24 protein-coding genes and 2 tRNA genes are annotated in these 22,191 nt (G+C 62.3%); 14 read left to right on the top strand and 12 right to left on the bottom strand.

The window, feature by feature from the left end:
* Positions 1-67: 67 nt before the first annotated feature.
* From INS93_RS15575 to INS93_RS15565, 3 genes are read right to left on the bottom strand one after another with little or no spacing between them, the layout of a single operon-like run.
* On the bottom strand, positions 68-622 hold the full coding sequence (locus INS93_RS15575; protein WP_160020662.1) for a peptidylprolyl isomerase: 555 nt from the start codon (positions 620-622) through the stop codon (positions 68-70).
* Between the two features lie 5 nt (positions 623-627).
* Positions 628-1,425, bottom strand: coding sequence for an alpha/beta fold hydrolase (locus INS93_RS15570; RefSeq protein WP_192983639.1), 798 nt, complete (start codon positions 1,423-1,425; stop codon positions 628-630).
* Between the two features lie 10 nt (positions 1,426-1,435).
* Positions 1,436-2,362, bottom strand: coding sequence for a LysR family transcriptional regulator (locus tag INS93_RS15565; protein WP_160020660.1), 927 nt, complete (start codon positions 2,360-2,362; stop codon positions 1,436-1,438).
* 77 nt (positions 2,363-2,439) lie between these two features.
* On the opposite strand from INS93_RS15565, the gene INS93_RS15560 reads away from it, so the two are divergent.
* The 4 genes from INS93_RS15560 to rarD all read left to right on the top strand — a co-directional run bounded on the left by INS93_RS15560 (position 2,440) and on the right by rarD (position 5,432).
* The gene (locus INS93_RS15560) at positions 2,440-2,754 is read left to right on the top strand and encodes a 3-phosphoglycerate kinase (protein WP_160020659.1); all 315 of its coding nucleotides are present in this window, start codon (positions 2,440-2,442) and stop codon (positions 2,752-2,754) included.
* A gap of 135 nt (positions 2,755-2,889) precedes the next feature.
* Positions 2,890-3,489: an FMN-dependent NADH-azoreductase gene (locus tag INS93_RS15555; RefSeq protein ID WP_192983636.1), complete on the top strand. Its 600-nt coding sequence runs from the start codon at positions 2,890-2,892 to the stop codon at positions 3,487-3,489.
* 165 nt (positions 3,490-3,654) lie between these two features.
* A complete protein-coding gene (locus INS93_RS15550) occupies positions 3,655-4,527 on the top strand; it encodes a carboxylate/amino acid/amine transporter (RefSeq protein ID WP_192983633.1) in 873 nt (290 codons plus the stop codon).
* A complete protein-coding gene (gene rarD, locus INS93_RS15545) occupies positions 4,527-5,432 on the top strand; it encodes an EamA family transporter RarD (protein WP_192983630.1) in 906 nt (301 codons plus the stop codon). The genes INS93_RS15550 and rarD overlap by 1 nt, the downstream gene beginning before the upstream one ends.
* Here the strand turns inward: rarD and INS93_RS15540 are convergent.
* On the bottom strand, positions 5,419-5,997 hold the full coding sequence (locus tag INS93_RS15540; protein ID WP_192983627.1) for a dihydrofolate reductase family protein: 579 nt from the start codon (positions 5,995-5,997) through the stop codon (positions 5,419-5,421). The genes rarD and INS93_RS15540 overlap by 14 nt on opposite strands.
* A 99-nt stretch (positions 5,998-6,096) precedes the next feature.
* The gene (locus INS93_RS15535; protein ID WP_192983624.1) at positions 6,097-6,501 is read right to left on the bottom strand and encodes an anti-virulence regulator CigR family protein; all 405 of its coding nucleotides are present in this window, start codon (positions 6,499-6,501) and stop codon (positions 6,097-6,099) included.
* 199 nt (positions 6,502-6,700) lie between these two features.
* Between INS93_RS15535 and INS93_RS15530 the strand changes: the two genes are divergently transcribed.
* Positions 6,701-8,026 (top strand): DEAD/DEAH box helicase, encoded by a 1,326-nt coding sequence (locus INS93_RS15530; protein ID WP_192983621.1) that lies wholly within the window; start codon positions 6,701-6,703, stop codon positions 8,024-8,026.
* Positions 8,027-8,085: 59 nt separating this feature from the next.
* Here the strand turns inward: INS93_RS15530 and INS93_RS15525 are convergent, their stop codons facing one another.
* Both INS93_RS15525 and INS93_RS15520 read right to left on the bottom strand, forming a co-directional pair.
* On the bottom strand, positions 8,086-9,921 hold the full coding sequence (locus INS93_RS15525; RefSeq protein WP_192983619.1) for an ABC transporter ATP-binding protein: 1,836 nt from the start codon (positions 9,919-9,921) through the stop codon (positions 8,086-8,088).
* A gap of 46 nt (positions 9,922-9,967) precedes the next feature.
* Positions 9,968-11,032, bottom strand: a complete 1,065-nt coding sequence (locus tag INS93_RS15520; RefSeq protein WP_192983616.1) for a metal-dependent hydrolase — start codon at positions 11,030-11,032, stop codon at positions 9,968-9,970.
* Positions 11,033-11,162: 130 nt separating this feature from the next.
* Between INS93_RS15520 and arfB the strand changes: the two genes are divergently transcribed.
* Positions 11,163-11,576, top strand: a complete 414-nt coding sequence (arfB, locus tag INS93_RS15515; protein ID WP_192983613.1) for an alternative ribosome rescue aminoacyl-tRNA hydrolase ArfB — start codon at positions 11,163-11,165, stop codon at positions 11,574-11,576.
* A gap of 119 nt (positions 11,577-11,695) precedes the next feature.
* Here arfB and INS93_RS15510 read toward each other — a convergent pair whose 3' ends face one another.
* On the bottom strand, positions 11,696-12,160 hold the full coding sequence (locus INS93_RS15510) for a methylglyoxal synthase (protein ID WP_160020649.1): 465 nt from the start codon (positions 12,158-12,160) through the stop codon (positions 11,696-11,698).
* 13 nt (positions 12,161-12,173) lie between these two features.
* On the bottom strand, positions 12,174-13,175 hold the full coding sequence (gene gap / locus INS93_RS15505) for a type I glyceraldehyde-3-phosphate dehydrogenase (RefSeq protein WP_192983611.1): 1,002 nt from the start codon (positions 13,173-13,175) through the stop codon (positions 12,174-12,176).
* A gap of 130 nt (positions 13,176-13,305) precedes the next feature.
* On the opposite strand from gap, the gene edd reads away from it, so the two are divergent.
* Positions 13,306-15,129 (top strand): phosphogluconate dehydratase, encoded by a 1,824-nt coding sequence (edd, locus tag INS93_RS15500; RefSeq protein ID WP_192983608.1) that lies wholly within the window; start codon positions 13,306-13,308, stop codon positions 15,127-15,129.
* Between the two features lie 81 nt (positions 15,130-15,210).
* Here the strand turns inward: edd and rdgC are convergent, their stop codons facing one another.
* Positions 15,211-16,131 (bottom strand): recombination-associated protein RdgC, encoded by a 921-nt coding sequence (gene rdgC / locus INS93_RS15495; RefSeq protein ID WP_192983606.1) that lies wholly within the window; start codon positions 16,129-16,131, stop codon positions 15,211-15,213.
* Between the two features lie 304 nt (positions 16,132-16,435).
* Between rdgC and INS93_RS15490 the strand changes: the two genes are divergently transcribed.
* From INS93_RS15490 to INS93_RS15475, 4 genes are all read left to right on the top strand, one after another.
* Positions 16,436-16,511 (top strand) — tRNA-Val (locus tag INS93_RS15490).
* 15 nt (positions 16,512-16,526) lie between these two features.
* Positions 16,527-16,603: transfer RNA gene (locus tag INS93_RS15485), tRNA-Asp, on the top strand.
* Between the two features lie 187 nt (positions 16,604-16,790).
* The gene (locus INS93_RS15480; RefSeq protein ID WP_192983603.1) at positions 16,791-17,507 is read left to right on the top strand and encodes an FKBP-type peptidyl-prolyl cis-trans isomerase; all 717 of its coding nucleotides are present in this window, start codon (positions 16,791-16,793) and stop codon (positions 17,505-17,507) included.
* 335 nt (positions 17,508-17,842) lie between these two features.
* A complete protein-coding gene (locus tag INS93_RS15475) occupies positions 17,843-18,286 on the top strand; it encodes a YkvA family protein (RefSeq protein ID WP_192983601.1) in 444 nt (147 codons plus the stop codon).
* On the opposite strand, the gene INS93_RS15470 is transcribed toward INS93_RS15475, so the two are convergent.
* Complete coding sequence (locus tag INS93_RS15470) at positions 18,237-19,007, bottom strand: substrate-binding periplasmic protein (protein ID WP_226945551.1); 771 nt, start codon at positions 19,005-19,007, stop codon at positions 18,237-18,239. The genes INS93_RS15475 and INS93_RS15470 overlap by 50 nt on opposite strands.
* Before the next feature lie 183 nt (positions 19,008-19,190).
* Here INS93_RS15470 and INS93_RS15465 point away from each other — a divergent pair, with 183 nt between their 5' ends.
* Genes INS93_RS15465 through INS93_RS15455 form a run of 3 tightly spaced genes read left to right on the top strand, consistent with a single transcriptional unit; the run spans position 19,191 to position 20,354 of the window.
* Positions 19,191-19,514, top strand: a complete 324-nt coding sequence (locus INS93_RS15465) for a helix-turn-helix domain-containing protein (protein WP_160020643.1) — start codon at positions 19,191-19,193, stop codon at positions 19,512-19,514.
* Entirely contained in the window at positions 19,511-19,876 is a 366-nt protein-coding gene (locus INS93_RS15460; RefSeq protein ID WP_192983598.1) for a hypothetical protein, read from the top strand. The genes INS93_RS15465 and INS93_RS15460 overlap by 4 nt, the downstream gene beginning before the upstream one ends.
* Positions 19,869-20,354, top strand: coding sequence for an SEL1-like repeat protein (locus tag INS93_RS15455; RefSeq protein ID WP_192983595.1), 486 nt, complete (start codon positions 19,869-19,871; stop codon positions 20,352-20,354). Before INS93_RS15460 ends, INS93_RS15455 begins: the two co-directional genes overlap by 8 nt.
* On the opposite strand, the gene INS93_RS15450 is transcribed toward INS93_RS15455, so the two are convergent.
* On the bottom strand, positions 20,343-22,097 hold the full coding sequence (locus tag INS93_RS15450; RefSeq protein WP_192983593.1) for a bifunctional diguanylate cyclase/phosphodiesterase: 1,755 nt from the start codon (positions 22,095-22,097) through the stop codon (positions 20,343-20,345). The genes INS93_RS15455 and INS93_RS15450 overlap by 12 nt on opposite strands.
* Positions 22,098-22,191: the final 94 nt, after the last annotated feature.

Below are 22,191 nucleotides of genomic sequence, written 5' to 3'. Positions count from 1 at the left end.
GATGCAATCCGGGGAGGATGTGACGCGATCTCCCGGATTTCATCCGGGCTACGGGCCACACAGCGTCTTACAAGCGCTTGGCGTCGATGATCAACACCGGCTCGCGCGGTACGTTCTGGTGCATGCCGCGGTTGCCGGTGGGCACCTGAGCGATCTTGTCCACCACGTCCATGCCACGGGTTACCTTGCCGAACACGGCGTAGCCGAAGTCGCGGGAGCCGTGGTCGAGGAAGGCGTTGTCCTTGTGGTTGATGAAGAACTGGCTGGTGGCCGAGTCGCGTACCTGAGTACGGGCCATGGCCAGGGTGCCACGGACGTTGTGCAGGCCATTGTCGGCCTCGTTCTTGATCGGGGCCTCGGTGTCCTTCTGGCGCATGTCGGCATCGAAGCCGCCGCCCTGGACCATGAAACCCGGAATCACACGATGGAACTGGGTGCCGGCATAGAAGCCACTGTCGACGTACTTGAGGAAGTTCTGCGTGCTGATCGGCGCCTTGTCGGCGGCCAGTTCGATTTCCACTTCGCCGAGGCTGGTGGTCAGCAACACCTTGGGGTTTTCCGCGGCGAGCAGACTGGTCGACAGCAGCAGGGCGCCGGTGGCGAGAACGAGTTGCTTGAGCATGATGGTCAGTTTTCCTTGTTGGCAGTTTCGCCGAGAAAGGCGAGCAGGGCGTTATTAAAGCGTTCCGGTTGATCCAGTGGTGTGGCGTGGCGCGAATTTTCGATCACCAGCAGGCGCGCGTTGGGCATTTCTGCCACGTACTCGCGCTTGCGTTCAACTGGCGTGTAGTCGCGGTCGGCGGTAATCACCAGGGTAGGACAGGTGATGCGATCGAGGCGTTCCCGCACGCCCCAGCCGATGATCGCGTCGAGACTGGCGAGGTAGGCGCGTTTGTCGTTCTGCGGCCAGCGTTCTTCGATCTTGCGCCGCAAATCGGCCTGCTCGGGCTTGGGGAATAGCAGCTTGCCCAGCGCCCTGGCGATGGTTTCCAGGCTGAGCAGGCGCGACAGCGTCCAGCGCTTGCCAATTTCCAGCCAGTCCCGCGCGCTTTTGGCCTTCACCTCAGGGCCGCTGTTGACGATGGTCAGGCTGCGCAACAATTCGGGGCGGTCGACGCCAAGCTGGAAGCCGATCATGCCGCCCATGGAGATGCCCACCAGATGTACTGGGGGCAGTTGCAGGTGTTCGATCAGGGCGGCGACATCCTCGGCGAAGTCGGCGATGCGATAAGCCTCGCGCGGCTTGTCCGAGCGGCCATGGCCGCGAACGTCCAGCGCCAGAACCCGATAATGCCGGGCGAGCACGGGAATCTGGTATTCCCAGTCGCGCGTGCTCGAACCCAGCCCGTGCACCAGCAGCAGCGGCGCGCCGTTACCATAGTCCTCGTAATGCAACTGGCAGCCATCGTTGTCGAAATAGGGCATGGAGGCGCTCTCAGTTGGTCGACTGCGGTGCGGCGAAGGGCGCGTCCAGAGGGGCAGCGTCGAAGTTCTTGATCAACTCGATGAGAATCTGTGTGGCCGGGCCGAGCACGCGCTCCTTGTTGCTATAGAGGAAGAAGCGCGGTTTGCGGATAGCGCCCTGAGTCAGCGGCAGAGGTTTCAGCAGACCATCCTGCAGTTCACGGACGATCAGATGGCGCGGCAGCCAGGCGAAGCCCAGGCCGCTGCTGACGAAGGTGCGCGCAGTCGGCAGGCTACCTACCGTCCAGCGCTGCTCCGCGCCCAGCCAGCCGGCATCCCGTGGCTGCAGACGGCCAGTATCGCGGGTGACCACCTGCATCTGGCCTTCAAGATCCTGGAAGCTCAGCTCGCGTTGCAGGCGATGCAGTGGGTGTTCCGGGTTGGCGACGGCGACGAACTCAACTTCACCCAGTTCGATGCCGAGGTGGCCTGTGATGTTCAGCGCGCTGATGGCCAGGTCGGCGGTGCCTTCGAGCAGTACTTCCTCGACTCCGGACAGCACCTCCTCGCGCAAGCGCACGCGACAGCCACGGCTCTGCGGCATGAAGGCGGTCAGGGCGCGGACGAGGTTGGCGGTGGGGTAGGCGGCATCCACCACCAGGCGTACTTCGGCTTCCCAGCCCTGCTCCATGTGGTGAGCCAGGTCTTCCAGCTGGCTGGCCTGCTTGACCAGTTGCCGCGAGCGGCGCAGCAGCACGTCGCCGGCCTCGGTGAGTACGGCCTTGCGCCCGTCGATGCGCAGCAGCGGTACGCCGAGCTGTTCCTGCATGCGCGCCACGGTATAGCTGACCGAGGATTGCGAACGGTGCAGCACGTCGGCGGCCTGTGCGAAGCCGCCCTGATCCACCACGGCCTGCAGCGTGCGCCATTGATCCAGGGTTACACGAGGAGCTTTCATCACATCATCCTGCCTGAGTCGGCTGTTATCGCCGACGATCTCCACCTACACTGGCGATCCCATGTTGGAGAGCACCGATGAAAAAAATAATCTGCTTGCTGTTCGCCTTTGTGCCGCTGGCCGCCAATGCCTATCCCATCGAGATGGAAAAACAGTTCAACGGCGCCGAGGTCTCCGCGACCACCCAGGAAATCGACCACAACATGGCGGCGCTGATGCTCTACAACTATGGTCAGAGCGAGGCCGAGTGCAGTGCCGTGTTTCGCAATGGCCCCGAAGCGCCACGCACCCGGCGTACCGTATTGGCACCTGGCGCCAGCAACAACATGACGGTCAAGTTCACGCGTAGCGTGATTCGCCTGCGGATCAACCTGACCTGCAACCTGAAGTGATGAAAGCCTAGATGCGATGGCTCGATAAATCAATTTAACCGATATATGTAAGCGGATATTTACGCTTTTTAATCGAAATTTGTATCTCTATTCTGTGCTCCATCGACTCGTAACCCCCTCGATGGAGCCTCAGCCATGTCCCGTATTCTCGTAATCGAAAGCAGCGCCCGCCAGCAAGGTTCGGTCTCCCGCGAACTGACCCAGCAATTCATCGCCAACTGGCAGGCTGCGCACCCGGCTGATCAGGTCCAGGTACGCGACCTGGCGGCCGAACCGGTTCCGCACCTCGACGCCACGTTGCTCGGTGGCTGGATGACCCCGAGCGAGCAACAGAGCGATGCCGAAAAAGCTGCCCTGGCGCGCTCCAATCAACTGACCGATGAACTGCTGGCCGCCGATGTGCTGGTGCTGGCTGCGCCGATGTACAACTTCGCCATCCCAAGTACCCTCAAGGCCTGGCTGGATCATGTGCTGCGCGCCGGCCTCACCTTCAAGTACACCGACACCGGCCCCCAGGGCCTGCTGACCGGCAAGCGCGCCTTCGTGCTCACCGCTCGCGGTGGTATCTACGCCGGTAGCGCGCTGGATCATCAGGAGCCCTACCTGCGCCAGGCACTGGCTTTCATCGGTATCCATGACGTGCAGTTCATCCATGCCGAAGGCCTGAACCTGGGCGCCGAGTTCAGCGAAAAAGGCCTGGCCAAGGCCAAGGCCAAGCTGGCTGAAGTGGCCTGACTAGCCAATCCGACTCTCCTGAGCGCCCGCTAGCGGGCGTGCTATGCCGGTCGCTTCGCGATGAAGTGACCGGCTTTTTTATGTGGCGGGTCAGCGCAGCCCGATGCATGGATTGTCCGGCGCAGGGGAACGCGCTAAGGTCGCCGCCTTCCTTCGGAGGTGGCTGTGCGATATCTGCTGATAGTGACCCTGCTGTGGGCTTTTTCCTTCAGCCTGATCGGTGAGTACCTGGCCGGCCGGGTCGACAGCTATTTTGCGGTGCTGACGCGCATCGTCATCGCCGGCTTGCTGTTCGTGCCGCTGACCCGTTGGCGCGGTCACGCTCCGGCGTTCGTGCGCGGCATGTTGCTGATCGGCGCCCTGCAGTTCGGCATCACCTACGTCTGTCTGTACCTGAGCTTCTCGGTGCTGACGGTGCCGGAGGTGCTGTTGTTCACCATCCTCACGCCGCTGCATGTGACGTTGATCGAGGATGCCCTCAATCGCAGATTCAACCCCTGGGCGCTGGTCGCCGCTCTGGTAGCGGTGCTGGGCGCCGGGATCATCCGCTACGACGGTATCAGCAGCGGCTTTTTGCTCGGTTTCCTGTTGCTGCAAGTGGCCAACTTCACCTTCGCCGCCGGGCAGGTGCTGTACAAGCATCTGCTGCTCAAACACCCCTCCACCGAGCCGCAATACAAGCGCTTTGGTTTCTTCTACCTGGGCGCGCTGCTGATCGCGTTGCCGGCCTTCCTGCTGCTGGGCAACAGCGAGCGTCTGCCGAGCACCATGCTGCAGTGGAGCGTGCTGGTCTGGCTCGGTGTGGTGGCGTCCGGATTGGGACTGTACTGGTGGAACAAAGGCGCCAGCCTGGTCGATGGTGGCACCCTGGCGGTGATGAACAATGCACTGGTGCCTGCAGGCTTGCTGGTCAATCTGCTGATCTGGAATCACGACGCTGACCTGTTACGCCTGGCCTTGGGCGGTGCAGTGATAGCCGCTTCGCTGCCGCTGGTTCGTTTGGGGCGTACGCGCCGTACACCTGCCGAGGTGCACTGATGCAACTGTCCGGACGGGGTGTGGCGCTATCGGTTGGCGCCTCGATGCTGTTTGCCGTGCTGCCTGGCTACGTGCAGTGGCTGACGCCGCTCGATGGCGTGCAGATATTCGCTCAGCGCGTGCTCTGGTCGATTCCCCTGGTCTTGCTGCTAGTGCTGTTGGCACGGCAGACCACCTTGCTGCGCGAGACCTTCGTGCGTCTGCGCCGCGAACCGCTGTTGTTGGCCGCCTGCCCGCTGGCGGCGGCGTTGATCGGCGTGCAGTGGGGGCTGTTTCTCTGGGCGCCATTGGCCGGGCACATGCTGGAAGTGTCCATGGGCTACTTCCTTCTGCCGTTGGCGATGGTGCTGACTGGCCGGCTGTTCTATGGCGAGCGCCTGCGCCCGCTGCAGCAGTTGGCGGTGGCCTGCGCCATGCTTGGTGTGTTGCATGAGTTGTGGCGTACCCAGGCGTTCTCCTGGCTGACGCTGATCACCGCGCTGGGGTACCCGCCTTACTTCATGCTGCGCCGCTGGATGCGCCTGGATGCCTTGTCCGGTTTCGTGCTGGAGATGCTGGTGCTGGCGCCGTTGGCGATCTGGCTGATCGTCGCGTACGGACCGGTGGGGGCGTTCAGCGATCGCCCCTGGCTGTGGCTGCTGGTGCCGGTGATGGCGTTGATCGGCACCCTGGCGTTCGCCGCCTACATGGCATCGAGCCGGCTGTTGCCATTGGGGCTGTTCGGCATTCTCAGTTATGTCGAGCCGGTGCTGTTGTTCGCCGTGGCGTTGCTGGTGCTGGGCGAGCGCTTCGACAGCGGGCAATGGCTGACGTACCTGCCGATCTGGGGAGCCGTGCTGCTGGTCGGTTGGGACAGCGCTCGGCTGCTGCGCAAGCAGCAGCGCGAGAGCATCAGGCCACGTTGAAACGCGGCGCGGGGATCTGCGTCGGCACGCTGGCCTGCTTCTGCACCCGATAGTGCACCTGCAAGGTGCCACTGTTGAAGCGGCGTTGGTCGCTCAGGCTCAGGCTGCGTTCCATGCCCGTGGCCAGCAGCGGGATGCCGGCGCCAAGCAGGTGCGGCACCAGGTTGATCACCACCTCGTCGATCAGTCCGGCGGTGTAGCAATTGCCCGCCAGCAGGCTGCCACCGACCAGCCAGATACGCTGGAAGCCGGCTTCGTTCAGTGCCGCCACGGCTTGGGCGGGTGTGCAGTGGGTCAGCTGGACTTCGTCTGTGGCGCGCGGCAGGGCGAGGCGGGTCAGCACCACGCAGGGTTTGCCGGGGTAGGGCCATGGACCGCCGCGCTTGAGTAGTGCCTCGTAAGTACCTCGGCCCATCAGCAGCGCGTTGATGCCGGAGTAGAAGTACTGAAAGGCGTACTCTTCATCGGCCTGGCGTAGCGAGTTGAACCAGTCGATGCGCCCATCGGGGCGAGCGATATAGCCATCGAGACTGGAGGTGACGTGATAGATCAGTGACGGGTTCATCGTTGCACCTCGGACGGGCCATCTGAAGATTGGAGTGGCGCCGCCGAGACAAGTTCGTCGTGCGCCGTACCGCTTGTCGGATGGCCGCGCAATAGTCTCTCAGTCGAGAACGTTGCGCAGAATTTCGTAGACGATCCCGGTCGCGATGGCGACCAGCACCACGTCACGGCCGATCTGCTTCCATTCGTAGCCCTCGTAATGGGGCAGGCGCGAGGTCAGGCGGCTGTCGAAGTTCTTGGCGATACCTGGTGGCAGCGGCTTGCCGCGAGCCAGGTTCTTGGCAATGCCCGGTGGCAAGGAGGAGGACGGACCGATCCACTGACGATTGTCGCCGAGGATGATGCGTACCCTTCCAACATCCACGGTCGGGCCGCGCAGATCGATCTGGACGCCATCATGCTGGCCCGGTTTGCCTTTGCCGTGAGGCGGGTTGGCAAGCACTGGCGATGCGGCCAACAGGACGCACAGGCCGATACTGAGAGTGGTCAGGGGTTTGCTGGGCATGGGGGAGCGCTCTTCGGGGGGGATGCAAATTGGATATCCGATGCGCGCGCTCGGTTCCGCCCCGCTCCTGCCGGATAGCGGCTCCAGGCAGCCGTTCGTCGTCGCCTGAACGCGAGTTTCATGCAAAGAAATTCGGCCCCGGCGGCGGAAACCGTTAGGCTATGCATCGTTTTGTCGATTTCTTTGAGGTAGTGCCCCCGTGTTTGCCCAATTCGCCCTGCATGAACGCCTGCTGAAAGCCGTGGCCGAGCTTAATTTCGTCGAGCCGACTCCGGTGCAGGCGGCAGCGATTCCGCCTGCGCTGGAGGGCAAGGACCTACGGGTGATCGCCCAGACCGGCAGCGGCAAGACTGCCGCTTTCGTCCTGCCGCTGCTCAATCGCCTGCTCGGGGATGGCAACTCGCAGCAGCGCGTGAGCATTCGTGCGCTGATCCTGCTACCGACCCGTGAGCTGGCCCAGCAGACGCTGAAGGAAGTCGAGCGCTTCGCCCAGTTCACCTTCCTCAAGGCCGGCCTGGTGACCGGTGGCGAGGACTTCAAGGTGCAAGCCGCGATGATGCGCAAGATCGATATCCTGATCGGCACGCCGGGCCGTCTGATCGAGCACGCCAACGCCGGCAACCTGCCGCTGAACGAGGTCGAGGTGCTGGTGTTCGACGAGGCCGACCGCATGCTCGACATGGGCTTCGCCGAAGACGCTCAGCGTCTGGCCGAGGCCTGCGGTCCGCATCAGACCCTGCTGTTCTCCGCCACCACCGGCGGCAATGGCCTGCGCGAGATGGTCGCCAAGGTGCTCAAGGACCCGCAGCACCTGATGCTCAACAGCGTCAGCCAGCTCAATGAAGGTACCCGCCAGCAGATCATCACGGCCGACCATAACTACCACAAGGAGCAACTGGTCGACTGGTTGCTGACCAACGAGGCCTATGACAAGGCCATCGTCTTCACCAATACCCGTGTGCAGGCTGACCGTCTCTACGGCAAGCTGGTGACCGCCGGGATCAAGGCTTTCGTGCTGCATGGCGAGAAGGACCAGAAGGATCGCAAGCTGGCCATCGACCGCCTACGCCAGGGCGCAGTCAAGGTCCTGGTGGCCACCGACGTCGCCGCGCGCGGTCTGGACGTCGAAGGCCTGGATCTGGTGATCAACTTCGACATGCCGCGTTCTGGCGATGAGTACGTGCACCGCATCGGTCGTACCGGCCGCGCCGGGGGCGAAGGCCTGGCGGTATCGCTTATCTGCCACACCGACTGGAACCTGATGTCGAGCATCGAGCGCTATCTCAAGCAGCGTTTCGAGCGTCGCACCATCAAGGAACTGAAAGGCGTCTACCAGGGGCCGAAGAACCTCAAGGCGTCCGGCAAGGCCGTTGGCAGCAAGAAGAAAAAGACCGAGAAGAAAGACCCGAAGAAAGCCACAGCCTCCAAGCGCAAGACCGGCCCGCGTCCAGCTGGCAAATCTTCTGTGCTGGTCAGCGCCGATGGCAGCGCGCCGCTCAAGCGCAAGAAGCCGGCTGCTGAGTAAGTAGGCTGTTGTGGGAGGCGCTTTAGCGGCGAGTCGCGGCTGAAGCCCCTCCCACAGTTTCATTCCACCCCGACGAAACCACCGGTCTGATGCTGCCATAGGCGCGCATACAGGCCACCGTGAGCGATCAGTTCGGCGTGGGTGCCGGTTTCGATGACCTGTCCCTGATCGATCACCACCAGGCGATCCATCCGCGCAATGGTCGACAGGCGATGGGCGATGGCGATCACCGTCTTGCCTTCCATCAGGCTGTCCAGGCTTTCCTGAATGGCCGCTTCCACTTCCGAGTCCAGTGCCGAGGTGGCTTCGTCCAGCACCAGGATCGGCGCGTCCTTGAGCAGCACGCGAGCGATGGCGATGCGCTGGCGCTGGCCACCGGACAGCTTGACCCCGCGTTCGCCCACCTGCGCATCCATACCGCGCCCGCCCTGGCTGTCATCGAGCGTGGGGATGAAGGCATCGGCGCGTGCCTTGCGCACTGCTTGCCAGAGCTCGTCGTCGCCGGCGTCAGGTTTTCCGTAACGCAGGTTGTCGCGAATCGAACGGTGCAGCAGGGCGGTGTCCTGGGTCACCACGCCGATGTTGGCGCGCAGGCTTTCCTGGGTCACCGTGGCGATGTCCTGGTCGTCGATCAGGATGCGACCGCTTTCCAGGTCGTACAGGCGCAGCAGCAGGTTGACCAGGGTCGACTTGCCGGCACCGGATGGGCCGACCAGGCCGATTTTCTCGCCGGGTGCAATGGCGATGTCCAGGCCACTGATCACGCCGCCTTTCTTGCCATAGTGGAAGTGGATGTCCTCGAAACGCACGCCGCCTTGCGTCACCTGCAGCGGCTTGGCATCTGCGTGGTCGAGCACCAGGCGTGGCTGAACGATGCTCTGCATGCCGTCCTGCACGGTGCCGACGTTCTCGAAGATGCCGTTGACTACCCACATGATCCATTCGGCCATGTTGTTGATGCGGATCACCAGGCCCAGCGCCAGGGCGATGGCACCGGTGGTGATCAGTGATTGGCTCCACAGCCACAGGGCCAGCGCACCGGTGCCGACGATCAGTACGCCGTTGAGACAGGTGATGAGAAAATCCAGGGCAGTGATGGTGCGTGACTGCAGGCGGAACTTGTCGAGCAGATCCTGCATGGCTTCGCGGGCGTAGCTTTCCTCTTCCTGCGAGTGGGCGAACAGCTTGAGCGTGGCGATGTTGCTGTAGCCATCGACGACCCGGCCCATGACCTTGGAGCGCGCCGAGGAAGCGGCGGCCGAGCGCGCCTTGATGCGCGGCACGAAGTACCACAGCGCTGCGCTGTAACCGACTATCCACAACGACAATGGCACCACCAGGCGCAGATCGGCGGCTGCGAACAGATACAGCGCGCTGCCGGCGTAGACCACCACATGCCACAGCGCATCGATCACCTGCATGGCCGAGTCGCGCAGCGAGGGGCCGGTCTGCATCACGCGCTGAGCGATGCGGCCGGCGAAGTCATTCTGGAAGAAGCTCAGGCTCTGCTTGAGCACGTAGCGGTGGTTCTGCCAGCGGATCAGGTTGGTCAGGCCCGGATTGACCGCCTGGTGCGTAAGCAGGTTGTGCAGGCCGAACACCACGGGGCGGATGACCAGCGCCACCAGCAGCATCCACAACAGCTCACTCTGGTGCTCGCTGAAGAAGCTGCTGGCATCCGTGCTGGCCTGGGCCATGTCGATCAACTGGCCGATGAAACTGAACAGCGCAACCTCGATCAGTGCGGCGAAGAAGCCGATGATCAGCACCGCCAGCATCAGCGGCCACACCTGTTTCAGGTAGTGGCCGTAGAAGCGCAGCATGCCGGTTGGCGGGGCGACGTCGGAGCTTGGTTTGAAGACGTCGATCAGGGACTCGAAGCGGCGAAACAGCATTGCAGGCGTCCTGCCTCAATAGGATGGGACGCCGATAGTAACGCTGTCAGTGCGAGCGGGTCTCAGTTAAAAGTGGTTTCTGCAACTCGCCGGCCCAGGCCAGTAGCGGAATCTCCACTTGCGGTTGCCAGATGCGCTTGAACAGCAGAGCCAGATGTTCGGCTTCGCCGCGCTCGAAGGGCAGGCGGTCGATGCGCTCGTGCACCTGCCATTGGCCGTCCTGCAGGTGGGCGAAGTCGAAGCGGAAGGGATGAAAGCCGGTCATGCCCAGGCGCAGATCGGTGACGATCAAACGCTCACCGACCTGGTCGTAGCGCAGCACGCCGCCAGTGAACCACTCCAGTCGCTGGTGCATGGGCGAGTCCGTCAGTTGCTCGCGCAGGTGCGTGCCGCGCGGCAGGCGTTGCAGTTGCGGCGCCTCGTCGTCGAACCAGCCGACCAGGGCTTCGTGATAGTCCTCGCCATCGAGCACGATGACGCGCCACAGCAGCGTGTTGAGCGGCGTCGGCGTGGTGAACAGCTGTTCGGCCTCGATGCCCTGGCGCGCCAGTTCGTGCTCCACGCGCTGCTCGGCCATGAATTTGCCGGCCAGGCTGAAGCCGATGTACAGCGTCGATACGGCCAGCGCCACGGCCGGTACACGCCAACTCTGTTCGCGCAGCCCGGTGAACAGGCTGATCAACACCGCTGCGATCAGCGGTACGGTATACATCGGATCGATGATGAACAGGCTGGACCAGGCAGTGGGCGTTGGCATCAGCGGCCAGAACAACTGGGTGCCGTAGCTGGTGAAGGCGTCCAGCAGCGGATGGGTGATCAGCGCCAGCCACAGCGTCAGCAGCAGGCGATTGGCCGAATAACCAGGGTGAGGGCGAAAGCGCCTGGCCATCCAGGTCAGCAGCAGGGCAACGCCGCTGAGGACGAACAGCGAGTGGCTGAAACCGCGGTGGTAGGTCATGTTGGCCACGGCATCGCCGTATTCCATGACCACGTCCAGATCGGGAACGGTGGCGAGCATGGCGCCGTAGAGCAGGGCTTTGCGGCCCTGCCAGCGACCGAGCAAGGCACCCTGGATGCTGGCGCCGAGTACCGCCTGGGTTATGGAGTCCATCGAGTGCTTCCAAAAAAGTCAGGCCGCTACGTTAGCCGAGGTGCCGAGCGAATGCCGTGGGGAAATTTCAAGCAAAGATTACAGCTGCGGCGGGTATCCTGATGCCCATGCCTTTCAAGAAATCACGGCCATGCTGATCGTCTCCAACAGTGTTCACCTTCCCGATGAAGAAATCGAACTGACCGCCATCCGTGCCCAGGGCGCTGGCGGGCAAAACGTCAACAAGGTATCCAGTGCGGTGCACCTGCGCTTCGACAGCCAGGCTTCATCGCTGCCACCGTTCTACAAGGAACGCCTGCTGGCGCTTGCTGATAGTCGTATCACCGCTGATGGCGTGGTGATCATCAAGGCGCAGCAGTATCGCACCCAGGAGCAGAATCGCGCCGACGCTCTCGAGCGTCTTGCGGAGTTGATTCGCAGCGCCGGCAAGGTGGAAAAGAAGCGCCGCCCGACCAAGCCGACCCTGGGTTCGAAAAAGCGCCGCCTGGACGGCAAGAGCAAGCGCGGGGCGATCAAGGCGGGACGGGGCAGGGTGGATTTCTAGTGGCGCGTCAGCAGTCAGGTGCCGCAGAGGATGACAGCGGCTTTGCGTAGGGTGCGCCGCGCGCACCGGCTTTGGTGTGGAGGCGTTGGTGCGCATGACCTAGGCGGCCCCGCGACACCCTATCCGCGTGCCGCCAGATAGGCCTGGTAATCGGGAATGCGATACTCATGCTGCTGCTCCAGCAGGCTGCTGCTGAGCATGTAGTCGGCACTGCTCTCGTTACAGGCTACCGGGATGTTCCACACCGCCGCCACACGCAGCAGTGCCTTGATATCCGGGTCGTGTGGCTGTGGCTCGAAGGGGTCCCAGAAGAACACCAGCATGTCCACGCGCTGTTCGGCGATGCGCGCGCCGATTTGCTGGTCACCGCCCAGCGGGCCGCTGATCATGCTTTCTACCGGCAAACCCAGGCGCTTGCTCAAAAGCAGGCCGGTGGTGCCAGTGGCCAGCAGTTGATGGTTGGCCAGCCGCTCGCGCTGGCGTTCGCACCAATCCAGCAGGAAGCCTTTGCAGTGATCGTGCGCCACCAAGGCGATACGTTTGCGCGCCGGCAACTGGGCGCTGGTGAAACTGATACGGCTCATCGAGCCTCCTCGTTCAGTGCAGGCGGGCCAGGACCAGGCAGTTGTCCAGCATGCGGTTGGAGAAGCCCCATTCGTTGTCATACCAGGCCATGACCTTGAGCAGCTTACCGCTGACCTTGGTGTGGTTGGCATCGAAGATCGATGACAGCGGGTTGTGGTTGAAATCGCAGGACACCAGCGGCAGCGCGTTGTAGCCCAGCACCGGGGACTTCTCGCTGGCGGCCTTGAGCAGGGCGTTGACTTCCTCGGCGGTGGTCTCGCGCTTGACCTGCAGGGTCAGGTCGACCAGGGACACGTTGATTACCGGCACCCGCACGGCCATGCCGGTGAGCTTGCCGGCCAGCTCCGGCAACACCAGGCCGACCGCTTCTGCGGCGCCGGTCTTGGTCGGGATCATTGACTGGGTCGCCGAACGCGCACGGTACAAATCGCTGTGGTAAACGTCCGAAAGGTTCTGGTCATTGGTGTAGGCGTGAATGGTGGTCATCAGCCCCTGTTCGATGCCTAGCTCGCGATGCAGCACCTGCGCCACCGGCGCCAGGCAGTTGGTGGTGCAGGAAGCGTTGGAGATGATCTGCATGTCAGGTGTCAGCACCTGCTCGTTGACGCCATACACCACGGTGGCGTCGGCACCCTTGGCAGGTGCGGAGATCAGCACCTTGCGTGCGCCGGCTGCGAGATGCGCGGCGGCCTTGTCGCGTTCGGTGAATAGCCCGGTGCATTCGAGCACCACATCGACCTGATGGGTTTTCCAGGGCAGTTCGGCTGGATTGCGAATGGCGCTGACGGCGATGCGGTCACCCTTGATCCACAGGCTTTCGCCGTCGACTTTAACGTCTTCAGGGAAATGGCCGTGGACGCTGTCATATTGCAACAGGTGGGCATTGATCGCGCTGTCGCCCAGGTCGTTGATCGCCACGACCTGCAGGTGCTGGCGATAATTCTGGGTATAGAGTGCGCGTAGCACATTGCGACCGATACGGCCGAAGCCATTGATGGCGATGCGTAGTGTCATGGTGAGGGGCTCGTCAATTTGTTGTTGTAATTACAAGATTATTCCCATTGCTCTAGAAATCAAGCCCGTTGAGTGGCAGTATTTTGTTGTAAATACGAACAGACGCTAGAAGCTAGCCTGGAGATTCCCCATGCATCCCCGCGTTGTTGAAGTTACCGAACGGCTTGTCGAGCGCAGTCGCGCCACTCGCCAGCGCTACCTTGAGATGATCCGTGCGGCCGCCAGTGAGGGGCCGCAACGTGGCAAGCTGCAGTGCGCCAACTTTGCTCACGGCGTAGCGGGCTGCAGCGGTGACGACAAGCAGACCCTGCGCCTGATGGATGCGGCCAACGTGGCCATCGTTTCTGCCTACAACGACATGCTGTCGGCGCATCAGCCTTACGAAACCTTTCCCGCGCAGATCAAACAGGCCCTGCGCGACCTCGGCTCGGTGGGCCAGTTCGCCGGTGGCGTGCCCGCCATGTGCGATGGCGTCACGCAGGGTGAGCCGGGCATGGAGCTGGGGATCGCCAGCCGCGAGGTGATCGCCATGTCCACCGCCGTGGCGCTGTCGCACAACATGTTCGACGCCGCTCTTTATCTGGGTGTGTGCGACAAGATCGTGCCGGGGCTGGTGATGGGGGCGCTGCGTTTCGGTCATCTGCCGTCCATGTTCGTGCCGGCCGGTCCCATGACCTCGGGCTTGTCCAACAAGGAGAAAGCCGATGTGCGCCAGCGTTACGCCGAGGGCAAGGCGACTCGTGACGAGCTGCTGGCTGCGGAAATGGCTGCTTACCACGGGCCGGGCACCTGCACCTTTTATGGCACGGCCAATACCAACCAGTTGCTGATGGAAGTGATGGGCCTGCACCTGCCGGGAGCTTCCTTCATCAATCCGGGTACGCCGCTGCGTGATGCGCTGACGCGTGAAGCCGCGCAGCAGGTCACGCGCCTGACCAGGCAGAGTGGCCAGTTCATGCCCATTGGCGAGATCGTCGACGAGCGTTGCCTGGTCAACTCCATCGTTGCCCTGCATGCCACTGGCGGTTCCACCAACCACACCCTGCACATGCCGGCCATCGCCCGCGCCGCCGGCATTCTGCTGACCTGGCAGGACATGGCCGACCTGTCCGAGGTGGTGCCGACCCTGGCGCACGTCTATCCCAATGGCAAGGCCGACATTAATCACTTCCAGGCCGCTGGCGGCATGGCTTTCCTGATTCGTGAGCTGCTCGACGCCGGGTTGCTGCATGAAGAGGTCAACACCGTGGCCGGGCGTGGGCTGTCGCGTTACACCCGCGAGCCCTTCCTCGAGGAGGGCAAGCTGGTCTGGCGCGACGGTCCGACCGAAAGTCTGGAGGAGAGTGTGCTGCGTCCCGTGGCGCGGCCGTTCTCGGCTGAAGGGGGTCTGCGCCTGATGCAGGGCAACCTGGGGCGTGGGGTGATGAAGGTGTCTGCGGTGGCGCTCGAGCATCAGGTGGTGCAAGCGCCGGCGCTGGTGTTCGAGGATCAGCTGGATCTGGTCGAAGCCTTCAAGGCCGGCAAGCTGGAGCGCGATTTCGTCGCCGTGGTGCGTTTTCAGGGGGCGCGCAGCAATGGTATGCCGGAACTGCACAAGATGACGCCTTATCTCGGTGTGCTGCAGGATCGCGGTTTCAAGGTGGCGCTGGTAACCGATGGGCGCATGTCCGGTGCCTCAGGCAAGATCCCGGCGGCCATTCATGTGTGCCCGGAGGCATTCGATGGTGGACCCTTGGCGCGGGTGTGCGATGGCGACCTGATACGCCTCGATGGTCTGACGGGAGAATTGCTGCTGCAGGTCGATGAGGCCGAATTCGCAGCGCGCGAGCCGGCTGCGCGGCCTGCTCAGGCAATGGGTTGTGGGCGTGAGCTGTTCGCCTTCATGCGCCACAACTTCAGTTCGGCCGAGAAGGGCGCCAGTGCCTTTACCGAGAGTCTCGAGTCACTGATCTGAGGGGGAGGGTGGACAACGCGAAGCTTGTCCACCGTCTGTCCGAATGGTGGATGAAAAAAGCGTCATCCACCCTACGGGTCATTAGATGCCCTGCGGAATCTCTTCGCCGCCCAGTGCGGTGAACAGCTCCGGGAGGAACTCCACCAGCGTCATCATCATCAGGATGAAGCTGGCGTCCTGCTGAGCCAGGGCATCGTCACCGCCGTCCTGTTCGGCCTGCTCCTGCAGTACGTCCTCGAAACGCAGACGTTTGATGGTCAGCTTGTCGTCGAGCACGAACGACAGCTTGTCCTGCCAGGCCAGTGACAGCTGGGTGACCTGCTTACCGGTGGACAGGTGCAGCTGGATTTCCTCGCTGGTCAGGTCCTGGCGCTTGCAGCGCACCACGCCGCCGTCCTCGTGGGTGTCGCGCAGCTCGCACTCGTCGAGTACGAAGAAGCCTTCGGCAGCGCTCTGATTCTTCAGCCAGTCGGTGAGGGTGGCAGTCGGTGCGATCTTCACCGACAGCGGGCGTACCGGCAGCGAACCGATGGCTTCACGCAGGGTGGAGAGCAGGTCTTCGGCCTTCTTGGCGCTGGCGCTGTCGACCAGGATCAGGCCCTGCTTCGGCGCGATGGCAGCGAAGGTGCCGGATTTGCGGATGAAGGCGCGCGGCAGGAAGGCCTGGATGATTTCGTCTTTGATCTGGTCGCGCTCTTTCTTGTACACCTTGCGCATCTGGGTGTTTTCGATTTCGTCGACCTTCTCCTTCAGCGCGTCGCGCACCACCGAACCCGGCAGAATGCGCTCTTCCTTGCGCGCACCGATCAGCAGGAAATCACCACTGACGTGCACCAGCGGGGCATCGGCGCCCTTGCCGAAGGGCGCGTTGAAACCGTAGGTGGTCAGCTCCTGGCTGGCGCAGGGACGTGCCGGCTTGCTGGCCAGTGCGGTCTCCAGTGCTTCGGCGTCGAAAGGAATGTCCTGGGTGAGGCGGTAGACCAGCAGGTTACGAAACCACATGAGCGGGTGATTCTCCATTGATGATGAGATCGCGGGTTGGCGCCATCCTTGGGCTCTCCCGTTCGGGAAAGCCGGCGCGCAGCGACGGGTGAAGGTGGCGGGCCATCAACAGGATCATGATCGGTCCGCCGGCACAGAGCGCGCATTATTCTCCGCTGGCGTGCTCAGGCCAACCCTGACAACGAGCCGCTGAGGAAATTCGCTGGTCTCGCCTAAGTTCTTGCTGCGGCGATAAATTTTTTTGCTAAGAGGGCTTGCCAAGGTCAGGATCGCTCTCTAGAATGCGCCCCACTTCGAGAGTGAAGGGTGATTAGCTCAGCCGGGAGAGCATCTGCCTTACAAGCAGAGGGTCGGCGGTTCGATCCCGTCATCACCCACCAATCTCGCAGTTACGCGCAGCGGTAGTTCAGTCGGTTAGAATACCGGCCTGTCACGCCGGGGGTCGCGGGTTCGAGTCCCGTCCGCTGCGCCATTCTTCTCCTCGCTTCATCCCCTCCTGTGACAACGCTTTGGCATCCGCCGAAATCTTCGAAAAAATCCTTTGTTTGCTTGAACTTATGCGCATTGCTCGGCTCCTATGCCGTAGCCAGTGATTGCGGCGTACTGCTAAGCTCGCGCTTTCACACGACGGCCTTCGGGCGCATCTACAAGGAACAAGCATGAAACAGCATCGTTTGGCGGCAGCGGTTGCCCTGGTGGGCCTGGTGCTTGCCGGTTGCGATTCGCAAACCAGCGAAGTCGAACTCAAGAGCCCGGCGCAGAAAGCCTCCTACGGCATTGGCCTGAACATGGGGCGCAGTCTGTCCGAAGAAGGCATGGATGACCTGGACTCCAAGGCCGTCGCTCAGGGTATCGAGGACGCGCTGGCGAAGACTGAGCCGCGCATCAAGGACGAAGACATGGTCGAGGCCTTCTCCTTCCTGCAAAACCGTGCTGAAGAGCGCATGACTGCGCTGAACAAGGAAGCCGCTGAAGCCGGCAAGAAGTTCCTTGAAGAGAACGGCAAGCGTGAAGGGGTGGTTACCACCGCTTCCGGCCTGCAGTACGAAGTGGTCAAGAAGGCCGACGGCGCGCAGCCGAAGGAAAGCGACGTGGTGACCGTTCACTACGAAGGCAAACTGACCGATGGCAGCGTCTTCGACAGCTCCGTCGCTCGTGGTAGTCCCATCGATCTGCCGGTTGGCGGCGTGATCCCGGGCTGGGTCGAAGGCCTGCAACTGATGCACGTCGGTGAGAAGTACAAGTTGTACATCCCCAGCGAGCTGGCTTACGGCGAGCAGAGCCCGTCCCCGGCGATTCCGGCCAATTCGGTACTGGTATTCGACCTGGAACTGATCGCCATCAAGGATCAGGCAGCCGAGCCGACCGAGCAGTAACACTCGGTACTCGTTTACAGCGCCCCGTCTTGACGGGGCGCTGTCGTTTCTGGGGGTTGTAAACAAGGATGTGGAGATCAGGGTGTTACGCTTATGCACATCATGGGAAACATTCCTAACAAGTCCGGGCTACAACTGAGTCATGCTTGTGTCAATCAGCAACTTGTTGATTTTCATAGATTTTATATGCTGTATAAAAAATATCCGATCTAAGCCCAGGCCCCATGCCACGGGGCTTTGATAAGCTTGTCGAAAGACTTTGCACAGATTTATCCACAGCTTCGGTGGATAAGCGAGGCAAGCCCTGATACTGCCTGGCTTGCCGAGGAGGCCGAATGAAAACTCCCTGGAAACTGACGCGTTACCTGCCGCTGGCGGCCCGCTTTCTGCGTGAAGGCCGGTTGCCGGAGTTACTACGCGCGCTGGCTGACAAGCGCACGCCACAAGGACAACGCTTCGCCGCTCTCAAAGAGGACCTGCAACTGCTGCGTGCACTCAGTCTGGCCTGGTTCAAGGGTGAGTACCGGCAGATCAGCAGTCAGGCGCTGTTGATGGTGGTGGCTGCACTGCTGTACTTCCTCACCCCCTTGGATGCCGTTCCCGACTGGCTGGTCGGCGTTGGTTTCGTCGATGACCTGGCCGTGCTGGCCTGGGTAATGCGCACCTGGCATGGCGAGCTCGAAGCCTTCAGGGCCTGGCGCGACCAACAAAGCCCGGAGCGTTTGGCGCTCATCGAGCATCTGCCGACAGCGGAGCGGGTCGATCCGCTGCACTCCTGACGGCTTCATCCAGCCATTGGTCGATCATGCGTTCATTGCGCAGCTCAAGCAGTAGGGCATCCAGTCGTTCTGCCGGGATGGGCAGGTGGCTGCTGTAGGCACAGTAGACCTCATAGCGCTGCACTACCCAGGGACTGAAGTGCAGCTGCATCTGTGGATGCTGAGCGAGCTTGTAGGCCAGGTTGCGCTGCATGTCGATCACCGCATCCAGGCGCTGCCTGTCGAGCATGTGTAGACTGGTATCCAGGTCGCGTACGTCCTGCCTGGCGACCTTGCCAGTGCTGAATGCGGTCATCAGGGGCTGGCTGTATATGTAGCCGAGGCTGGTACCAAGCACCTTGCCGTAAAGACTGGCAAGGCTGGTCAGCTCTGGTTGGTCCATTCGCTGCAGCAGCACGTCCTGTTCGTCATAAAGTTCCGGTGACCAGTGATACTGTTGCGGCTGGCTGACCCATTCGGGGTTGGTGTTGCAGATCAGGTGCAGGCGGCCCTGTTGCAGGTAGGGCTCAAGCCTATTGTTGGGTGTTTCGAGAAATTCAACGGGCAGGCCGAAGCGTTTGCTTATTTCCTGGCTGACTTGATAGGCCAGCCCATGTTCCACGTGCTGTTGGTCCAGGCCCACATAGGGCATGGAGTCGGCCGGGCCGTAACCCCACATCAGGCTTTCGGCGCTACAGAAGTTGCTCAGCAACCCGAGCGACAATGCGCATGATCTTCTCAAGGCGACTCCCCACGCAGGTTTACGGGGTCGTTTCCGCACAGATATGGCTGGCGCCGTAGTGTGAGAACCGGGCTTGATTCCTCGGCAGTATAGAGCACGCCTCAGGCGCCACACGCCTGTTAAGATGGCCGCGTGCAAGGAAGGGGTCGAGGTCGTCGGCCCTGCTTTCCAACGGAGAGACTCATGAGTGTGCAAATCATTGCCCGTGATGGCGAACCGGAATATGCGGTGCTGCCGTGGGCCGAGTATCAGGCCCTGTTGCAGGCCGCAGGTCACCAGCCAGCGGCACAGGCCAGCGCCGTTGAACAGCCGGTCGAGGCCAGGCGGCCAGCGCTCGATCAGCTGCGCGCGCTGCGTGAGGCCAAGGGGTTGGCAGCAGAGAGTCTGGCGCGTAGCGTCGGCATCAGCCCGCACTACCTGGCGATGATCGAGAGCGGCGAGCGCCAACCCGATGCCGCGATTCTACGCTCGCTGGCCTGGGAACTGGGTTTGGAGGGCTGGTCTTGAGCGTACGTATCAGCCGCCAACACTGGCAGGCATTGCTGACGGAGCTTGACGACGCTCGCCGTCAGCGTCATCTACTGACCTACCGCGCGCTGATCGAGCGTCTCGAGCTGCCAACACCTGCCATGCAGACGCTGACCGCTGCACTGGAGCATCTGGCGGCACTGGATGCCCGCGCCGAGCGCCCGCTGCGCAGCGCGCTGGTGATCAGCCAGGGCGCCAGTCGCCTGCCGCGTACCGGATTCTTCGACTGCGTGACGAGCCTGGGACGCTTCAGTGGCGCTTCCGATGGTGTGGCGGCTGCATCCTGGCATGCTGCCGAGGTGGTCAGGGTGTTCGAGTTCGATTACCCCGCCGATGTCTAGGTGGCTCTGGCAGTTACGCGCACGCCTGGGCTACTGGCTGGCCCGACGTCTGTTTCATTTACCTGCGGCGCTGCGTCAGCCACGTTTGTGGCAATGGATGCAGGGCCAATACGGGCGTATGGCCAATCTCGGTGACAGCACGGCGCAGAGCTTTTACGGCCATATTCTGCTGTTCAGGGGGCAGGGCCTCGGTGCGCGCGAGGAAGGGTTGAGGTTGTTACGCCTGGCTGCCAATGGCGGTGACGGCAAGGCCGCCTATCAACTGGGTGTGCTGGCCTTGCAGGGCGATACCAGGCATGCGCCGGATGCCTCGCAAGCAGTCCGTTGGTGGGAAATGGCACTGGCTGCCGGCCATCCTCTGGCTGCCAGCCGTCTGAGTCAGCTCTATCGCGATGGCGCTGCCGGGCTGGACGCAGACCTGCAAGTCGCCGAGCGCTATGCCGCCATGGCGGATGAGGCTACTCGCTCAGGCCGTTGAGCCTTCTAGGATATGCAGGCTGTAGCCAGGCACGGCCTTGGCCTGGCGCTTGGCTTCAGAGGCCATTTCGGCCAGGCGCGAGGCATCTAGCTGGGCGCAATCTTGCGCTTTTACGTGCACCACGCCGATCGAAAGCGACAGCAGCGCATATTCCTGGCGCTGCCCGTGGCGGTTGTGGGCGATGAAGCAGCCCGCCTGAAGATGCTCGTCGCGATAAAAGCGTCGGCACTGATTCTGGAAATCCTCGATCAGCTTGCCGAGCTTTTCGCGCCAGTCTGGCGAGCCGAGCACCAGCATGAAGTCATCACCGCCGATATGCCCGACAAAGTCGCGGGCCGGATCGACCCGATCATTCAGGCATTGCGCGAGGCACAGCAGCACCTCGTCGCCCTTGGCATAGCCGTAGAGGTCGTTGAAGGGTTTGAAGCTGTCGAGATCCACATAGCACACCGCAGCTTCGCGCTGCTGTTGCAGCAGGCGGCCAAGGCATTGCTGGATCGGTACGTTACCCGGCAGTAGCGTAAGCGGATTGGCGTGACGGGCCTGCTGCAGCTTCTGCTCGGTGATCAGCTTGAGGACGTCAATCACCCTGCCCAGGCCCAGGTAGCGACCGTTCTGGATGATGATGAAGTCTTCCTCGATGCGCTGGCGCGCGCGGCTGGTGAGCAGGCGACTGACCTTCTGCAGGGACTGCGTCAGTTCCACAGCGAGAAAGTCCTTACTCATCAGGCGGCTGATGGGTTTGCGTGCGAACAGATCGGTGGCGAAGGGCTTGAGCAGCGCTTCGGACAGCGAGTGACGGTGGACGATACCGACCGGTTGGTGCTGCGTGTCCAGCACGGCCAGGGAGTTCAGGTTGGCTTGGGCACGAAAAACGTCCAGCACTTCAGCGATGGCCGTGTGCTGATCGACCGCGGGCTGGTCGTTGAGCAGGGCGCTGAGGTCATGGTTATCCTCACTGAGACTGACCTGATTGCTCAGGACCTGGGGCAGCAGTTGGCGGGCATCGCGTGGCGGCTTTTCCTGCGGTCTGCTGAGCAGGTAACCCTGTACCAGGTCGACACCCATCTCTGCCAGCACGGCCAACTCTTCGGGCAGTTCGATGCCTTCGGCTATCACTTGAGCCCGCGAGGCTTCGGCCATCTTCAGGATCGAGCCGACGAACTCGCGTTTCACCCCATCCTGATGGATGCCGTCGATGAAATGGCGGTCGATCTTCACGTAGTCCGGGCGCAGTTCCGACCACAGGCGCAGGCTGGAATAGCCCGCGCCGAGGTCATCCAGGGCAATTGAGAAGCCCATGGCGCGATAGTGATGCAGCGCATTGTCGAGCAGGGCGAAGTCTTCAGTGGGCGATTGTTCGGTGAGTTCGATCACCACCTGGCTCGGTGGGATACCGTAAGCCTGCAGCAGCTTGAGGGTACGCCCTGGTTGGTGGCTGGGGTCCAGCAGCGACTCCGGCGAGACGTTGAGAAACAGTTTGCCCTCCAGCCCCATTGAGCTGAAGCCCTTGCAGGCGCTCTTGCGGCACGCCATTTCCAGCTCGCTCAGACGCCCTGCGTGCCGGGCGACGGCGAACAGCGTCAACGGCGAGTGCAGTGGACTGTTGGAGGGGCCACGGGTCAGTGCCTCATAGCCGAGAATGCGCTGTTCGGACAGCGAGACGATAGGCTGGAACAGGCTGCTGAGGTCGCCGTGAGCGAGGATGTTGCCCAGCGCGCTCAACTGCTCGGTGACGGTCATGGTGTTCTCGATCTGCCAGAAACGAAAGGGCCGGTTTCTAACCGGCCCTTTATTTCACGACAGTTCGATGACGATTTGATGACGCTCGATGAGT

Source organism: Pseudomonas sp. EggHat1, assembly GCF_014892995.1.
In the GTDB taxonomy this organism is placed as follows: domain Bacteria; phylum Pseudomonadota; class Gammaproteobacteria; order Pseudomonadales; family Pseudomonadaceae; genus Aquipseudomonas; species Aquipseudomonas chaetocerotis.
Note: the sequence above shows the minus strand (reverse complement) of the source record. Positions and strands in the feature narration are given on the sequence as shown.